At 74.5% G+C, this 17,603-nt stretch carries 6 protein-coding genes and 1 tRNA gene; all 7 read left to right on the forward strand.

Translation table 11 applies throughout. The annotated features are described in order from the left end of the window. Nucleotides 1-102: 102 nt before the first annotated feature. The 7 genes from WME75_RS44310 to WME75_RS44340 all read left to right on the forward strand — a co-directional run bounded on the left by WME75_RS44310 (nt 103) and on the right by WME75_RS44340 (nt 17,602). Entirely contained in the window at nt 103-2,214 is a 2,112-nt protein-coding gene (locus tag WME75_RS44310; RefSeq protein ID WP_437484097.1) for a zinc-ribbon domain-containing protein, read from the forward strand. Further along, nucleotides 2,207-4,066: a S49 family peptidase gene (locus WME75_RS44315; RefSeq protein WP_437484100.1), complete on the forward strand. Its 1,860-nt coding sequence runs from the start codon at nt 2,207-2,209 to the stop codon at nt 4,064-4,066. Before WME75_RS44310 ends, WME75_RS44315 begins: the two co-directional genes overlap by 8 nt. A 3,568-nt stretch (nt 4,067-7,634) precedes the next feature. Beyond that, nucleotides 7,635-12,065: a tetratricopeptide repeat protein gene (locus WME75_RS44320; RefSeq protein ID WP_437484103.1), complete on the forward strand. Its 4,431-nt coding sequence runs from the start codon at nt 7,635-7,637 to the stop codon at nt 12,063-12,065. Nucleotides 12,066-12,630: 565 nt separating this feature from the next. Beyond that, nucleotides 12,631-14,304 carry a carboxypeptidase-like regulatory domain-containing protein gene (locus tag WME75_RS44325; protein ID WP_437484104.1) on the forward strand — a complete coding sequence of 558 codons (1,674 nt, stop codon included), beginning with the start codon at nt 12,631-12,633 and terminating at the stop codon, nt 14,302-14,304. A 57-nt stretch (nt 14,305-14,361) separates the two neighbouring features. Continuing rightward, nucleotides 14,362-15,597, forward strand: coding sequence for a hybrid sensor histidine kinase/response regulator (locus tag WME75_RS44330; RefSeq protein ID WP_437484105.1), 1,236 nt, complete (start codon nt 14,362-14,364; stop codon nt 15,595-15,597). Nucleotides 15,598-15,765: 168 nt separating this feature from the next. Then, nucleotides 15,766-15,847, forward strand: a tRNA-Leu gene (locus WME75_RS44335). Between the two features lie 756 nt (nt 15,848-16,603). Then, entirely contained in the window at nt 16,604-17,602 is a 999-nt protein-coding gene (locus WME75_RS44340; protein ID WP_437484106.1) for a PEGA domain-containing protein, read from the forward strand. Nucleotide 17,603: the final 1 nt, after the last annotated feature.

The raw sequence follows: 17,603 nt of genomic DNA on the forward strand, positions 1-17,603 counted from the left end.
CCGTTCCGCCGAGTTCCGGGCGGCCACCTCCGAACGAGGGATCCCGGCAGGCTCGCGCCTGTGGGCCAGCCGTTCGCGAGGACACGGGGACCGGTCGAGCAGATGGATGTCACCTGCGAGCGTTGCAGCACCGAATACGAGTTCGACGACGCGCTCGTGTCGGAGCGCGGTACGACGGTCAAGTGCACGAACTGCGGCTACCAGTTCAAGGTGCGCCGCACCGGCGGCGCCCTCCCCGAGAGGTGGGTGGTGCGCACCCTCGGCGGCAGGGAGCTCGAGTTCAAGATGCTCCGGGAGCTCCAGGCGGCGATCGCCCAGGGCCAGATCACCCGCGATGACGTGATCTCGCGCGGCAACGCGCGGCCGCGGCGGCTCGGGTCGATCGCGGAGCTGGAGCCGTTCTTCAAGGGCCCGGGCAGCGTGGTCATGGCCGGGACCGCGCTGGGCATCGGCGGGCCTTCGCCGCTGGCCGGCCGCTCGAGGTCGCTGACGCCGCAGGGGCTCGGCGGCCCAGCGCCGGCGCAGACCGAGGTCTCGATCGCGATCCCGCTCCCGCGCGCGGAGCCCAGCGAGGAGGCCGGCCCCGAGTCCGTCCACGAGGCCGAGACGATCGTGCGGGACGTGCGGGAGGTCCAGTCCGCGAAGGAGCGCCCCTCGCCGCGCCGCGCCACGATGCCCGCGGTCTACGAGCCCGACGCCGGCGCTCCGGCGCAGGCGATGCTCAAGCCGAGCGCGCTGCCCGGGGTCGTGGTGCCGCCGGAAGAGGCGCCGCCGCTGCCGGACGCGCACCCCGCGCGCCGGCATGAGCCGCGGACGCTCCGCGGCGCCGGGGTCGCCGAGGTGCGCCACGGCAGCGTCAAGCCCGGGGCCGCCGACGCCAGCGGCGAAGCGTCGGGGCGGGCTGCCGGGCTCGCTCCGCTGCGGATCCCGAACAGCGTCCCGCCGCCGCGCATCGAGCGCGCGGCCGCGTCTGCTCCGGCCGACGGCCAGGGAGAAGACGGCCCCGCGGCGAGGCGCGGCGGGGCGCCGCGCGCCGCCGCGGAGGATCGCGCAGCGCGGAGGGCGGGGGCGCCGATGCCGCTTGTGTCGCCCGCCGACCCCGACGGGGGGCCCTCTTACGCCGACGAAGGGGACGGGGAACCGCGGTTCACCTCGCTGCCCATGAGGAGGACCGGGATCGCGCGGTGGATCGTCGGCCTCATCGTCATCGGTCTCATGGTGGTGAGCGTCGCGACCCTCGGACCGAAGTACCTCAAGCCGGCCGCCCAGGCCCGGCCGACGACGAGCGACGATCGCGTCGCGACCCTGCTCGCCGACGGCGAGCGGAGCCTGACGGAGGGGGATCTCGAGACGGCGAGGGACAAGCTCGTCAAGGCGAGCGCGCTCGCCGAGGACGACCCGCGGGTCGCCGTGGCGCTGGCCCGGGTCGAGACGGTGAACGCGGACATGCGGTGGCTGCGGCTGCAGCTGCTCGCCGAGGACGATCCGGATCTGGACACGATGCGCCACGAGCTCCAGAGCGCGATCGACCGCGCTGGCAAGGCGGTCGAGCACGCGCGGCGCGTCGCGCCCGAGGACGCCGAGGTGAACCGTGCCGCGATCGATCTGCTCCGCATGCAGGGGGACCTCGCCTCGGCGCGGCAGCTCGTCGGCGCGATCTCGGCCGAGAGCGCGCAGCCGGAGAACGCCCTCACGCTGGCCGCGCTCGATCTCGCGGAGGCCCAGCCGAGCTGGGCCGTGAAGCGGCTCCGGGCGGCGGCGAGCATCGAGCAGATCCCCGGGCGGGCGCGGGCGCTCCTCGTGGTCGCGCTCGCGCGGTCCGGCGATCTCGCGGCCGCGCGCGTCGAGAACGAGCGTTTGCTCGCCACGAGCCGGCCGCACCTGCTCGCGCGCCCGCTCCGGGCCTTCATCGACCGGATCGAGAAGGCGCAGGACAAGCCGAGCGGCGGCGCCGAGCCGGCCTCGAGCGCGCGCCCGGAGAGCCCTCCGGCGGGCGCTCCCGACCCGAGCCCGTCGGCCGCGCCGGCGCCGCCGGGGCGCGTCCGGCGGGGGCCGGAGCCGGACGACGGCCGCGTGCCGGACGACTATGTCGCCCCGGGCGGCACGATCGACACGAGCGACCTTCCCGGCGTGCACCCGCCGCCGACCGCCTCGCCGAGCACGACAGCGCCGGCGATCGACACCTCCGATCTGCCTGGAATCAAGCATGAGTAAGCGCCGAGCTCGACGGATGCGGTGGGCCGGTGCCGGCGTCCTCGCGGTGGCAGCATCGATGGCAGGGTGCACCGGGAGAGAGCGGGCGGCGTCGCTGCCGGCGCCGCCTGCCGGGCGCCTCGACGAGCCGGCGGTCATCGAGATCGATCTCTCGCGCGGGCTCCCCGAGAGCGCATCGGCGTCGCTCTTCGGCCCGCCCAGCGGCAGGACGCACGCGCAGCTCGTGCAGTCGTTGCGGGCGCTCTCCGAGGCCGAGGGCGCGAAGGGCTTCCTCGTGCGGCTCGGGAGCGCGCGCCTCGGGTTCGCGCGAGCCCACGAGATCGGCCGGATCCTCGGCGACATCCGCGCGGCGGGGCGGCCGGTCGTGTGTCACGCGGACGAGTACAACAACGCGACGATGCTGCTGGCGGCCGCCGCCTGCAGCAAGCTCTGGCTGAGCCCGGCCGGGCAGGTCGACACGGTGGGGATCGCGGCGCAGCTGGTGTTCGCGAAGGGGCTCCTCGACAAGCTCAACGTGGACGTCGACTTCCTTCAGGTGGGGAAGTTCAAGGGCGCGAGCGAGCCGTTCACGCGCGAAGGGGCGAGCCCTGAGGCGCGTCAGTCGCTCCAGTCGGCGCTGGGCGGGCTGCGTGAGGCGTGGCTCTCGGGCATCGTGGAGGGGCGCGGCAAGCAGGAGCTCCGCGAGGCCGTCGAGGACGGCCCGTTCGCCCCGGAGGACGCGAAGGCGAGGGGGCTCGTGGATGAGCTCGGCGATCTCGAGGCCGCGATCGAGGACGCGAAGAAGCTCTCCGGCACCGAGATCTCCGTGCCGCGGTTCGGCGGTGCCCCGCGCGACCCGAGCCTCTCGCGGAGCCTCGTGGACGTGTTCCGCTCGATCTCTGGGGCGAGCACGCTGGGCACGCCGCACGTGGCGGTGGTCCCGGCGATCGGCGGCATCACCATGACCGCCAGCGGGGTGCCGCTCGGCTCGTCGGACGGGATCGGCGAGCGCGAGCTCGGACGGATCATCACGCGCCTCACGAAGGACACGAGCACGAAGGCGGTCGTGCTCCGGATCGACTCGCCCGGCGGGTCCGCGCTGGCCTCGGATCTGCTCTGGCAGAAGCTGATGCGGCTGCGGGAGGAGAAGCCGCTGGTCGTGTCGATCGGCGGCATGGCGGCGAGCGGCGGCTACTACCTCGCCTGCGCCGGCACCAAGGTCCTCGCCGAGCCGACGAGCATCATCGGCTCGATCGGCGTCGTGGGCGGCAAGTTCGCCGTCGGGAAGGCGCTCGCGGAGATCGGGATCAACGCAGAGACCGTCGCGGCCAACCCGGATCCGGAGCGGGCGGCGCGCGCCGCGTACATGTCGGCGCTCACGCCCTGGGACGAGCCCACCCGCGCCCGCGTGCTCGCCTCCATGGAGGCGGTTTACGACCTGTTCCTGAAGCGCATCACGGTGGGACGGAACCTCCCGCTGGAGACGATCGCGCCGTCCGCGGAGGGGCGGATCTTCGGCGGGATCGAGGCCCAGGGGCGCTCGCTCGTCGATGAGCTCGGCGGGCTGGAGCGGGCGGTAGCGCTCGCGCGCGAGCTCGCGAAGCTGCCCGCGGACGCGCCGGTCGAGATCGAGCAGGACGATGGAGGGCTGCTCGAGCTCCTGGCCGGCGGCGACGAGACCGGCGAGAGCGCCGCGCGGACCCCGGACCGCGCGGCGCTCAAGGCGCGCGCGCGGGAGGCGATGGCGGGGGCCCTGCTGCCCGAGTGGCTCGGCGTCGCGCCGGAGGTAGGCACCTTTGCTGCCGCGATGGCGCCGCTCCTGGCCGGAGAGAGGGCGCTGACGGTGTTACCGTTCGCGGTGACGCTCCGGTAGGGCGCGAGATCGCACCGGAAGATTGGCCTTGTACCTCGGTCGTTCTGGTAGGCTGAGCGGGTTCAGAATACCCGAAGCTGGTTGCCGAAATGAGCTCTTCACCTCCGGAACGGGCAGCATCAGCGTCGGGCGCGCGGAGGACGCTGCATTCGGCGGAGCTGATGGAGCCAGCGGGGCCCGCCTCTGCGGGGCAGCTGGTCATCGGGGGGAGTCGATCCGTCGCGCCGGTCTCGCGCCACCGCGGCCCGCGCGCTGAAGAAGCCTACTGGCGCGCGCGCGTGGACGACCGCCGCGCCGCCGGCGACGCCCGTGGGGAGCGCGAGGCGGCCCTCGCCCTCGCGAGGATCCTCGCCGCGCGCGGCGTCGAGCTCGACAAGGCGGCGGCGCTGGCTCGCCGAGCGCTCTCGCTGGGCGACGACCCCGCGATGAGGGGCGAGCTGGCCGGCTGGCTGGCGGGGCTGGGCGAGCCAGCCCTGGCCGCAGCGGCGCTGCGCGGCCTCCGCGATGACGCGCAGCCGCCCGGCGCGACGGCGCGGGTGCTGGTGAAGATCGCCGTGCTCCTGGCGCGCGCCAGCGACGTCGCGGGCGCGGTCGATGCGCTCGAAGAGGCGAGCGAGCTCGCCCCGGACGACGCGATGGCGAGCGAGCTGCTCGGCACGATCGCCGCCTGGGCGTCGGAGGAGGTGTTCCCCACGGTCGCGGCGAAGGCGTACCTGGAGGCGGCCAAGCGGCGCGAGGCCGCGCGGGAGCGGGAGGCGGCGTTCGAGGACCGCCTGCGCGCCTTCGAGATCGCCCCTCACGACGACGTGGCCGCCAAGGCCATGGCCGCCGCGCTGTTCGTGCGCAGCCGGCACGGCGCCGCCGACGAGGTGCTCCGGGCGCACGCCGAAGCGCTCGCGGCGCGGGCGTCCGGGGGCGAGGCCTCTGCCCCCTCCGCGCTGCAGCGCGCGATGGCGGTCCACGGCCACCGGCTCCAGGGCGCGACGAACGAGGGAGACTGGGCGCGCGCGGTCGGCTGCGTGCTCGACGCGGGCCTCGACGGCGAGGTCGACGGCGACGCAGCCCGCGTGATCGACGAGGTGATCGAGCAGGCGGGGCTCTACGAGCTCGTGGCCGCGCGGCTCGAGATCAAGTCCGAGCAGCGGGTGGGGGGGCCGAGGGCAGAGGCGTACACGGCGCTTGCGCGGCTCTATGCCGGCCCGCTCGCGAGCCCCGACCGCGCCGTGGAGGCCTGGATCGAGGCCGCCGTGAGCGACTCCAGCAGCGCGGCGGCGCGCTCCGCGCTGCGCGAGCACGCGGCGACCCTGCACGACATGGCGCCCCTCGTCGAGGCGCTCATCCGCATCGGCGAGGGCTCGGAGGCGAGGGCGCGAGAGGACGCGGCGGCGCGGATCGACGCGCTCTCGGAGCTCGCCCGCCTCGCGGAAGAGAAGATCGGCGACCCCGGCCTCGCGCAGTGGGCGTTCGAGACGCTGAAGGACGTCGGCGGCGACCCGGAGCGCTCCGCGGCGGGGCTCCAGCGGATCGCGGAGCGGCTCAAGGCGCAGGACGAGGCGCTCGCCGCGGCGCAGCGAGCGCTCCGCGGCGCGGACGCGGCCGAGGGGCGGATCGACGCGCTCCGCCGGCTCGTCGTGATTTACCGGGGTCGCCCGACCGAGCGCGCCGCCTACGAGGAGGCGCTCGTGGGGCTCTCGCGGGCGCTGCCGACCGACCGCGGCTGCCTCCTGGCGCTCGATCGGCTGAGCCGGCGGACCGGGGGCGGCGCCGCGCTCGACGCCCTGCTGCGCGCGCGGCTGGCCGAGGCGACGCGGCCGCCGTCCTCGGAGGCCGAGGGCGCGCGCTCCGCGAGGTCCGAGGCGATGCGCGTGCCCCTGCTGACGCGGGTCGAGCTGGTGCGCGCCCGGCTGCTCCTGTCGGCGATCGCCCGGCGGCAGGGCCAGGACGCCCGCGCGCTCGACGAGGTGTCGCCGCTGCTCGTCGAGGCGCCGGGGCACCGCGGCGCCGCCAGCGCTGCGCTCGTGCTGGCCACGCGGACCGGGCGCCTGCGAGAGCGCGCCGACGCGATCGTGCAGCTCGCCGCGCCCGTCTGGCCGGCGCTGCGCGCGGTGCTGCTCGCGGTCGCCGCGGCGCTCTACGAGCGGGAGCGCGCCGCGCCGCTCTCGCGCGAGATCGCGGTGCTCGCCTGCGAGGCCGATCCGTCGTGCACGCGCGCCGCGGCCACGCTCGCGTCGATCTTCACGGCGGAGCTCGCCGCCGCCGCGGAGGCAGGCGAGGCGCCTCCGTTCGAGGTCGATCGCGCGGTCGTCGCCGCGATCGAGCGCTCGATCACCACGGTGTTCCCGCGCGGCGCGCTCTGCGACGGCCTCGCCAGGGCGCTGGAGGCGCTGGGTGAGCTGCCGCTCGCGCTCGCGTGGACGCAGCGCTGGCTCGCGCTCCGGCCCGGGTGCCCTCAGGCGACCACGGAGCTCATCCGTCGCGCCGCGGTCGCCGGCGACGCGGCCCGGCTCTCGGACGCGCTCGCGTGGATCCTGGCGCAGCCCAAGCCGCTCGGCGAGATGGCGGCCCCGCTCGCGAGCGCGCTCCACGCCCTCTACGACCTCGATCCCGCCCGCGGCACGGCGCTCGCGAGGCGCTCGCTCGACGTCTTCGGCCCGCAGAACCCGCTCCTGCGCGAGCGGCTGCTGGAGCTCGCGCGCCACGCCGGCGATCCTCACCTCGCCGTGACCGTGCTCGAGCGGTGGCTGGCCGTCGAGATCACGGCGCCGCACGCCCCCGAGCTGATGTTCATGCTGGCCGATTGCCGCCTCGACGGCGGCGACCCCGACGGCGCGGCGCAGGAGCTCGCGCGCGCCGCCGCGGCGGTGGCCGACCCCCAGGAGGTCCTCGCGCGGGTCCAGCGCATCGAGTCGTCGCTGCTCGACGCGAAGGGGCTGAGCTCCGACGGCGCCATCGCGCTGGTCGAGGCGAAGGCCCGGGCGTTCACCGCCCAGGGCGGCGACGCCGCGGAGGAGGCGGCGGCCTCGTGGCGCGAGCTCGGGAGCCTGCTCTGGGATCTGGCGGAGGATCATCGCGGCGCCGAGGCGGCGTTCTTCCGGGCGAGCGAGGTGGCGCCGAGCAGCGGGGCCGAGCGCTACGCGCGGGACATGTGCGAGTTCGCGGGCGTCGAGGCCGCGATCGACGCGATCGTCGTCCGCGCCGCCGAGACGCGGGGCGAAGCGGAAGCGCAGCCCGCGGCGGAGGAGAGCAGGTGGTCGGGCGACGTCGGGCCCGAGCGACGCAGGCGCGCCAACCTGCTGATCGAGGCCGCCAACCTCGCGCACGAGCAGGGTCTGCCCGAGCGGGCGCTGGCCACGGCGGCGAGCGCGATCGAGCTCGATCCTCTCCGCGCCGACGCCGTCGCGCTCGTCGAGAAATCGGCGACGCCGACGGCGGCGTCGCCGTCCTCGACAAGACCTACCGGCTGCTCGCCGACGCGGCCCTGGGCTGCTACGGCCGCCGCGCGGCCCATTACCGCGCGGCGCGGCAGCTGGAGCGGCGCGGCGCCTTCGAGCTCGCGCTCTCGCACGCGGTGGCCAGCTTCGAGGCGGTGCCGACCGAGGGCACCTCGTACGTGCTGCTCGCGCGGCTGGCCGAGCACGCCGGCGAGCCCGCGGAGGCCGTGCGCGCGCTCGAGCGGGTGGCGGCGGCCGCCGATCCGGCGTCGCGCAACGCATGGCTGAAGCGCGCCGCGGCCCTCACCGGCCGCACGGAGGAGGGCCTCCGGCTGCGCCTCGACATCCTGCTCCGCGCGATGGTCGTGCGCCCGGATCCGGCGATCGTCGAGGACGTCGGCGCGGCCATCCGCGATCTCGTCGAGTGCACCGGGCAGCCGGAGGTCGAGGCCATCCGCTTCGACCGCGCGGTCAAGGCCAGCATCGCGAAGCTCGAGGGGCCCGAGGGGGCTCGCGCGGGGCTCGCGATGGCGCGCATCGCCGTCGAGGTCCTCGACGCGCCCGCGCTCGCGCTCGCCGCGATCGAGCGCGCGATGCTCGCCGACGGCGACATCGACGAGTTCCAGACGCTGCTCGACATCGTCGGCGAGCTCGCGCAGCAGACCGAGCCGGCGTCGCACCTCATCGCGGCGGTGTACGCCGCCGCGATGAGGCCGCACTCGAGCGTCGGTCCTGCCCTGCTCCGGTGGGCCAGCAAGCTCGCCGACGCGCTGAGCGTGCCGCCGGTCGCGGCGGCGCTGCTCGTGGAGGCGGCCCGGCGCGCGCCCGAGGACGACGCGCTCGCCTACGAGGCGGAGGCGGCGGTCGAGGCCACCGGCGACGAGGCGCTGAAGCGGTCTCTGGACGACGCCCTGCCCGTCGCGCGCCGCCTCGAGGCGCTGCTGCACCTCGCCGACAAGCACGAGCGCGAGGGAAAGCGCGCGGAGGCCACGGTCGCGCTGGAGCGGGCGCTCGCCGGCGGCCAGCTCCAGGGCGAGACGCGCATCGAGGTCGTCACCCGGCTCCGGCGGCTGTACGCGGCCGAGGATCGCGGCGGCGATCTCCAGGCGCTCCTCCTGGCCGAGCTCGCGCGCGTGGACGTGACGGGCGCCGTCCGCCTCGAGATGACGCGCGAGCTCGCCGGCATCCTCGCCGCCGGCGGCGATCTCCACGGCGCGCTGGAGCTCCTCCTGGACGCCGCGCAGAAGACGCCGTTCGACAAGGCGCACCTCGACGAGCTCATCCGGCTCGCCCGGCGCAGCGACGATCGCCGGCAGCTCTTCGACGTGCTCACGCGCCTCCAGGGCGCCGCTGCCAGCGACGAGGAGCGGTTGCTCGTGCTGCGCGAGCTCGCGCCGCTCGCCCAGGAGCTCGGCGATCGCGGCACCGTGGTGGCGCTCTACGAGACGATCGCCCGGCTGGACCTCACCGACATGCACGCCCTCGAGGTCGTCGAGCAGGACGCGAGCGACCGCGGCGATCACGCCGCCGTCGCCGCCCTCCTCGCGCGCCGCATCGAGGCGGCTCCGCTGCCGGACACGCGGCGAGCGCTGCGGCTCCGGCGCGCTGCCCTGCTCGAGCAGCGCCTCGGCCTCCTCGACGAGGCGTGCGGCGAGCTGGAGTCCTTGCTCGCGGCGTCGCCGGACGACGTGAGCGCGCTCCGGTTCCTCGCGGACATCTACGAGCGGCTCGGGACGCCGCTCCGCGCCGCCCCGCTCTGGTGCAGGCTGGGCGATCTCGCGACGACCACCGACGAGCGGGCCGAGTACAACCTCCGCGCGTGCAGCAGCTATCTCGGCGGCGGGGATGTCGAGTCCGCGAAGGACACCCTGGAGAGCGTCGCTCGCATCGCGCCGCGCGAGGCCGTGATCGAGCTCCGCGTCGAGATCGCCCGCCGGGAGGGGGACGGCCACGCGCTCGCCGCGGCGCTCGATCAGCTCGCCAGCGCCTCGCGCGACGCGCCCGAGCAGCGCGCGCAGCTGCTCGTCGAGGCGGCGCGCGCCACCTCGATGCTCGGCGACGACGCCACGGCCCTCGAGCGCGCCCGCCGGGCCGTGAAGCTCGCCCCGGACTCTCCCGACGCCGTCCTCGAGGCGCGCCGCATCGAGTATCGCCTGCGCGGGACCGGGACGCCGCGCGACGCGCAGGCCGCGGTGGAGGAGCTCGGGCGCATCGCGCCGCGCCTGCGCCCGGCGCACGTCGACCTCCACGCATTTCTGCTGGCCGAGACGCTCGACGTCATCCAGGGCCACGGCGCGGGCATGCGCGAGCTGACCCGGCGCCACGCCGAGGTCGGCCCGAGCACGCTTGTCGCGCTCGGCATGGCGGAGCGTCTGGCGCTGAAGCGGAACTTCTCCGCCGCCCTTCCGCTGTTCGAGCGCGCGCTCGACGGCGAGCTCCAGGGCATGCGCGCGCGCGGTCGCGTCGCGCTCGCCGCCGCCGAGACCGCTCAGAACGCTGGCGAGCTCGAGACGGCCGCGCGGCTCCTCGAGGAGGCCGCGGCGGAGCCGGAGACGCGCGCGCTGGCGCTGCGGCGCCAGCTGGAGCTCACGGCGGCCCGGGGCGAGCCCGAGGCCGCCCGCAAGGCCCTCGAAGAGCTCGTCGCGCAGAGCTCGGGGATCGACCGGGCGCGCGCGCTGATGCAGCTCGCGCGCCTGCACTCGGCGAGCGATCCGGAGCGCGCGGCGCACATCCTCTCGCAGGCCACGGTGCTGGCGGGCTCGGATCGTTCGCTGGGGCTGAAGATCGCCGAGCTGAACGCCGAGCTGGCCAGCGAGCGGGCGACCTTGCCGCCCGAGGAAGTGCCTCACGCTACGCTGATCCGGGTCATCACCTCGGAGCCTGCCCCGGTGGCACCCGAGGCGCCGCCCGGCCCATCCTCGGCGGCCGGCGGCGTCGCGCCGTCGAGCAGCCGCGCGCCGTCGAGCAGCCGCGCGCCGTCGAGCAGCCGCGCGCCGTCGAGCAGCCGCGCGCCGTCGAGCGGCGTCGCACCGTCGAGCAGCCGCGCGCCATCCAGCGGCAGCGCGCCGGCTTCCGGCAATCCGCACATCGATCTGGTCGAGCTCAACGATCCGCTCGACGAGTCGCTGATCGCCGCCGACGCGTCCCGGGTCAGCTCTCCTGCGCTATCGGACGACGAGCTGCTCGATGGTCCGGCGGTCACCCCGGCCTCGCGGGCGCCGGCCCCCGGCGCTGCGGAGAGCAACGCCGCGCGCCGCGGCGCCGCCTCGGGCCGCGCCGGCATCGGCGCGCAGCACGCCGCGCCGCCGGTCTCCGCCCCGGCGTCGCTCCAGCCGCCCTCCTCCGCGACGCGTCTCCTGACCACGTGGCCGCCGTCCGCGGCCGAGAGCTTCGAGGAGGCCGCGCTCTTCCGCGAGCTCGCCGCCGGCTCGTACGAGGCTGGCGAGCGGCTCATGGAGAGCTTCGCCCCGCGCGACGATCGCTCGCGCGAGGCGCTGGCGGTCCGCCGGATGCAGGCGCACCTGCGGCTCGGTGATCGGGGCACCCTCGAGCGCCTCCAGGCGGCCGCGATCGCCGACAAGAACATGACCTATGGCCGCGCCATCGAGCACGTGCTGCGCGCCTTCGAGGGCGACGAGCCGTCCGACCGGCGCGGCGAGGGCGCCGTCTCGCCCCCGCTCCTCGCCGCGCAGCGCGACGCTCCGGAGCTCGTGAGCGCCCTGCTCTTCCGTGACCTGGAGTCTCCGGTCAACGAGGCCCTCGCGCTCGTCTGGGAGACGGGCCTCTATCGCCGCGACGCGGCCCAGTCCGGGCTCGTCGCCTCCGAGCGGGTCCAGCCGACCTCGCCGACCCTGCTCGGTGAGCTCTACGGTGTCGTGGCCGGTCACCTCGGTCTCCTGCGCACCGCGCTCTTCCACCAGCGCGCGCCGTCGCCTGCTCCGTCGTCGCCCGAGGGCCAGGTGATCCGGGTCAACCCGCCGGCCGTGCTGCTGCGGGGCGAGATCCGCGAGGACACCCCCGAGCTGCGGTACCTGCTCGGCGCTCACCTGGCCGGCGCCATGCCCGACTATGTCCTCGTGAACACCAGCGCCGAGGACGAGCTCCGCACGCTCCTCTCCGCGATCGTCGCCGCCTTCGGCCCGCTCGAGGACACCGCGCACAGCACCCGCGGCAACCCGGCTGTGGTGCGGCTCGAGCAGAACCTCTGGCAGCTCATTCCTCCGCGCGCCGAGCGTCGCCTCCGCGAGATCTGCGACAGCGCCAGCAAGATGACCTACGAGGCGGCCGTCAAGATGACCCGCACCGCCATGCGTCGCGCCGGCCTCTTCGCCGCGGGCAACCTCGCCACCGCGGTGCACGCCACCCTCAAGGAGCGCGGCCTGGAGCTGGCTGTCCCGCTCTCCGATCCCGAGGGGCTCGCCGCGGCGTGCGCGGCGTACCCGGAGATCGCCGATCTCGTACGCCTCGCGACGCGGATGGAGTACGCCGAAGCGCGATGGCAGCCCGGTACGGTGCCTTCGCTCCGGCGGGTCGACACGGGCAGCTCGCGCTTCCGCGCAGGCACGTAGGCGTCGAGGCAGCCGCCGCGCTGACGTCGGCGGCGACGAGGCTCCTGCCCCGGACCGCGCGCCCCGCGGCACCGGCACGGACCCTGTTGCACCCCATCCACCCGAGGCCTCCCGTGTGCACGCCCACGTTTCACTCCGCCGCGACGATTGCGGCCTGGCCACCTCCACGCGTCCGCCTCAACGCGACAGCGCTGTCAGAGCCCCGCCGCCGGTTGCGCGCTGCTCAACCGACAGCGGGCGCGCTTCGCGCTGCCCGGAACGCCGGTGGCAAGCTGGCACGAACATCGCCTTCTTTCTCTGGCGTGATGTTTCCCTGCGCCTGCTCGGGTGCGGACCCGCTCGGGCACCGCGTGTTGTTCTCCTCAGCTCGACCGCTGCCGATCGCCGGCGTCCCGGCGGAGCCGTCGCGCTCCCTCACCGCGCCGGGACGGCGTGGGGGCGCGCTCGGCGCCGAGCGCGTCGCGCTCTCGGCGAGGGGGCCCCTGTGAGCTCGCGACCCGCCGTGCGTGCCTTGCTGCTTGCCTGCCTGCCGGCCTCGGTGGCTTGCAGCATTCCCCTCGAGTCCATGGACTCCGGCCCCACGAACGCCTGCGACAGCTCGGCGGAGTGTGGTCCGGGGGCGACCTGCGCGGATGTCAGCGGGCAGCGCGCGTGCGTCTCGACCAGCGCGCGCCTGGATGGGCTCATCCTGGAGATCCGGCCGCGCGCCTCGCGCGAGGTGGGCGCGGAGGTCTCCCATCTCCTCGACGTCGACGTCGGCGGCCGCTTCCCACCTGACGATCCCGGCGGACAGGTGCATTCCCTCGATCTCGGGATCCCCCCGCCTGCGCGCGTGGAGGTCACGTTGCGCCTGGGCGGCTCCTACTGCGATGGCCTCACCGGCGGGCAGTTCCCGGTGAAGGCCGAGTTCCGGCGCATCGCGCCCGTCCTGGGCCTGCCCACGCAGAGCTACTCGACGCTCTCGGAGCCGAACGGCGACGCCCAGAGACTCCAGCTCGCGATCCCTGCCGGCAGTTACCATCTCTACCTGATCCCGCAGGCGCGCAGCGACTGCCGCGACGTCCCCCCGCCGATCTTCCTGCCGAGCCAGCTGGTCCCCGAGCAATGGACGCTCGGCATCAACGCCGAGCCTCCCGCGGTGCTTCAAGGCAGCCTGCAGGTGCCGGCGGGCGTGAGCGTCGACGGGTGGAAGCTCGATCTCGTCGAGCCGCAGACGGGCAGCGTCATCTCGCAGGTCGGCATCCTCGAGCAAGGCGAGCCGACCCCGCCGGGGACCGCATCGCGGGTCGAGTTCAGCGTGAAGTTCTACTGGCCCGACAAGGACGAGATCCCGCTCATCCGCCTGCGTCCCACGGACGGCGAGCCGCGGCCGACGGTTTACTGGGAGCTCGAGGGGGTAGCGCTCCATGGATCCACGGCGAACCTGGCCCTCTCGCTGCTCCAGCTCGACGCGGCGGCGCGCCGCGTGGAGGGCCGGACGCTCGACACGATGGAAAACCCGGTGCCCTCCGCCGTCCGCATCCAGAGCGCGAACATCGACCAGGCTCCGACCGCCGCCTACAAGCTGGACACCGAGACGGACGCGAACGGCCTCTTCCGGGCCGACCTCCCGCCTGGCGAGTACGTCGTCTTCGCGCAGCCGATCCACGACACCACCAAGGCGAGAGCCAGGCAGCCGCTCAAATTCGCCGCCGGCGACGACTGCTACTGCGGTCAGTCGGTCGTCCTCCCGGACGCCGGGACGCTGCGCGGCCGCGTCCAGGGGCCCAAGGGCGAGTGGATGGATGGCGCGAGCGTGTTCGCGGTCCCCTCCCTCGGCGAGGTCACGACCTACCTCCACCAGGTGCTGACGCCCGAGCCGCTGCTGCCCCGGCAGGCGTCCGGGGTCCTGCGCAACGGCGCGTTCTCCATCGACGCCGACCCGGGGGAGTTCGACTTCTCGGTCCGGCCGACGCCGGGCTCCGCCTACCCGTGGCTCGTCCGGCCGCGCCTCGTGGTCCCTGCGACGGACGCTGCGGTCACCGACTTCGAGCTCGCCATGTCGTACCCGGCCGTGCTCCAGGGCATCGTCCGCGACGCGTCGGGCGACCGGCTCGGCGACGCCGCGGTCGTGGCCTGGCTTCCGGTCGAGAGCAAGGCCGCGCAGGGCACGTTCACGGGGGTCATCCAGGTCGGCGAGACCCGGTCGGCGCCCGACGGCTCCTACGTCCTGCCGCTCCCCCCGTCGACGTCGCGGTGAAGTCGGAGCGAAAAAGGGCGGTACCAGCTCAGCGCGGAGCGAGATAGGCTAACGCCCGTGGCGCAGCCGACGCGCGGTGGGATATCGGAGCCTTCAACAGAGGATGGCCTGACCTTCGCGCCTCCTCTGCGCGGCGATCCGGGACAGCGTACCGACGAGGAGCGCGCGAGCGCGACGTCCCTGCCGTCCGCGCACGAGCTCGCGGTCGCGCTGCACGAGGTCTCGAATGCGCTCACGGTCATCGTGGGTTGCGTCGAGCGGGCCCAGGGCGAGCAGGGCCCCGAGCTGAGCCGTGCGCTTGGCGTCGCCGTGTCGCGGGCGCGCGACGCTCGCCGCCTGATCCGGCGAGCCATCGGCGCCGGCGCCGAGGGGCGTCCGGCCGGCGACCGCGAGGTCGCGTCGACGCCGCTGGGCGAGCCGACGCGCCTGCTCGCCGAGGTCATCGACGACGCGGTGACCGGGCTCGATTCCGAGGCGCGCCGCTCGGCGATCGCGCTCCGCGCGGCGATCGATCCCGCCGTCGCGCGGACCTGCGTGAGCAACGGCGCCTCGGTGGTGCAGATCTTGACGAACCTGCTGCTCAACGCCGTCGCGCTCTCGCCCCGCGACTCTGCTGTGCGCGTGGACGCCAGGCTCGACGGTGCTGCGGTGATCGTCGGCGTGGCCGATCAGGGGCCCGGGGTGCCGCCGTCGCGCCGCGCGACGCTGCTGAGCTCCGGCGTCTCGACGCGTCCGGGCGGGGCGGGCATCGGTCTCCGCCACTCGGCGGCGCTGGCCAGCGCCGCCGGCGGCGCGCTCACGCTCGTCCCGTCGGAGGAGGGCGCCCGCTTCGAGCTGCGCTGGCCCATCGAGGGCTTCGCGCCTGCCGACAGCCCGTCTGGCGTCGGAGAGGCCGAGGAGGCGCCGCCCGTGCCGCGGAGCAGGACGTCGCTGCTTCCGGGGGCGGTCCTCGAGGGCGTGAGGATCCTGGTGGTCGAGGACGACGACGCGGTGGTGGATCTGCTCGACACGGCGCTCACCGCGCGCGGCGCGAGCATCGTCAGCGTCCAGAGCGCGGTCGAGCTGCCGGGCGCGCTCGCGTCCGGTCCGTTCCAGGCAGCGTTGCTCGACATCTCGCCGATCGAGCAGGACGTCCTCGGCACCGTCTCCGCCGTGCGCAGGGCCAACCCCGACGTGCGGCTCGTGGTGATGTCCGGCAGCGCCATCGCCGCTCCCCTCCCTGCGAGCTCCGGCGTGTCCTGGGTGCGCAAGCCGTTCGAAATCCGCGAGATCGTCGAGGCGCTCGTCCGCTGAGGGTCGCGCCTCGGGCCGCGCCGGGCACCGAGGGAGGGTCGCCGCCGCCGATGCCGCTCGGCCGGCACGCTGCGCTGGGCGGCGCGAGAACCGCGCCGTGTGATGGCTCCGAGAGGATTAGCTTGACTTCCCTGGCCAGCTGGGTAGGTTCCGTCCCGCAACGCACTCGCGAAGGTGGCGGAATTGGCAGACGCACTAGCTTGAGGTGCTAGCGGGTAACACCGTGGGGGTTCAAGTCCCCCCCTTCGCACTGCCTCTCACTCGACGCATCGTTCTCCAATCCTTGTGCGCACCTGGCTGAGTGCGTTCCCGCACAGCTCGTGTGGAGTACCACCGGCGCCGTCGTTGTGTCTCGACGGCGCCGCTCGGTGTTGGAGATCGCGTCTGAGCCTCGACGGCCTGCCCTGGCACGGTTGAGCGGTCGCGTGTGTCCAGCTGGACGCACGGCGACGCCCGCGGGCTGCCCATGCCCTCGGGCGAGGGGGGGCGCCGAATGACACCTCCGGCCGCCAGGCGGCCGGGGGCGGGCGCATCGTCGCGAGGCCGCAGAGGACCTCGCCGCGGCCGAGCTGCTCAGCCTCGGCGATGCGGTGCGGCCTGCGCGCGAAGGCCTCGCCCTGGCGGTTGATCGTCGGAGACGATTTCGCCACGGTCGATTTCGCCAATCGTGCTGAGAACTTCGGACGCTCGTGCGGAAAGATCTCTCGGCAAAAGCGGCGCGCGATGGACGCGACAGGCGCTTGACCGCCGTGCCGCGAGAGGGTGTTATCGGTGACCAGTGAAACGACGTCGCGCTGGGTAAGCCAATACGGCGGCAGCTTCCGTCGATAGCGCGAGGTGAGCCATGCGGTTGTGCATCCTACGAGAGTGCGTGTCGCAGGCTCAGATCACGCCATCTTGCGTGGCGGCGCTGTTGTTTCTTGCTGCAAGCCTGGCTGTCGCTGAGCCAAGCCGTGCCGCCCCACCTCGGCTCGACGATGGAGGGTCTCCGGCGAAGGTGGAGGGCGTGCCCAACGCCGAACTCCAGGCGCTGATCCGCGTGGGAGACACCGCCCGCAACCAGGGAAGATGGGAGCGGGCAGAAGAGGCCTATTACCTCGCGTACAGGCTTGGCGCAGGCGGTAGGGTCCGCTGCGAATGGGGAATGGCGCTGCTCGCCCTCCGGCGGCGCGTCGACGCCGCCATGGCCATCGACAGATGCCTCAAGGATCCGGGTGCGGGAACGGCCGCCGAGCGGCACCGTTACACGGACGGCCTCGAGAGAGCCCGGCGCGAGGTGGGCCAGATCGACTTCGACTTGAGCCATCAGGGCGCGCGGGTCACGATCAGCGGGAAGGTCCGGGACAGGGACGCGTCGACGACCGGCTACGTGTACGTCGAGCCCGGCGCGCACACGATCAAAGCCACGCTTCCCGGCTTCCTCGATGTCGAGCAAACCGTCCAGGTGGACAAGGGGAAGGCTGTCCAGGTCGTGCTCCGGTTCGTCGAGCGGCCCAAGGAGGCGCCGGCGCCCGCTCGCGCCTCGACCCAGCCCGTGACCCCCAGGAAGGCCGTGGCCAGGCTCCCGGCCAAGCCCCTGACCCAACCGGAGCCGCTTGGGCCGTTCGACGGGATGGCGGGCGCGCAGCGGATCTGTGGGATCGGCGTCACCGCGCTCGCGCTCACCGGGGGCCTCGTCGCCTCGGGTCTCGCGGCGCAGTACGGCGAAGAGGCAGAGCGGCGCGCCGCGGGGCTCCGGCGGAACAACGACGACAGCTCCTGGATCTGCGCATCACCTTCGTCCAAGCACGCCGTGACATGCGCTGAGATCAACGACTTCTATGATGCGCACGAGATTGCCCGGGACGTCGCGACAGGCTTCTTCATCGGCGCGGGTGTCGTCGCCGCCGCGACGGTCGGCTCGTTCATCTACGATGGCGTCGAGCGGAGCCGGCGTCGTCCTGTGCGTGTGGTGCCGATGATCAACGGCGATCAGGCTGGCATCTCGTTCAACGGGGTCTGGTAAG

The sequence above is a fragment of the Sorangium sp. So ce1014 genome, from assembly GCF_051521505.1.
Classification (GTDB): Bacteria; Myxococcota_A; Polyangia; order Polyangiales; family Polyangiaceae; genus Sorangium.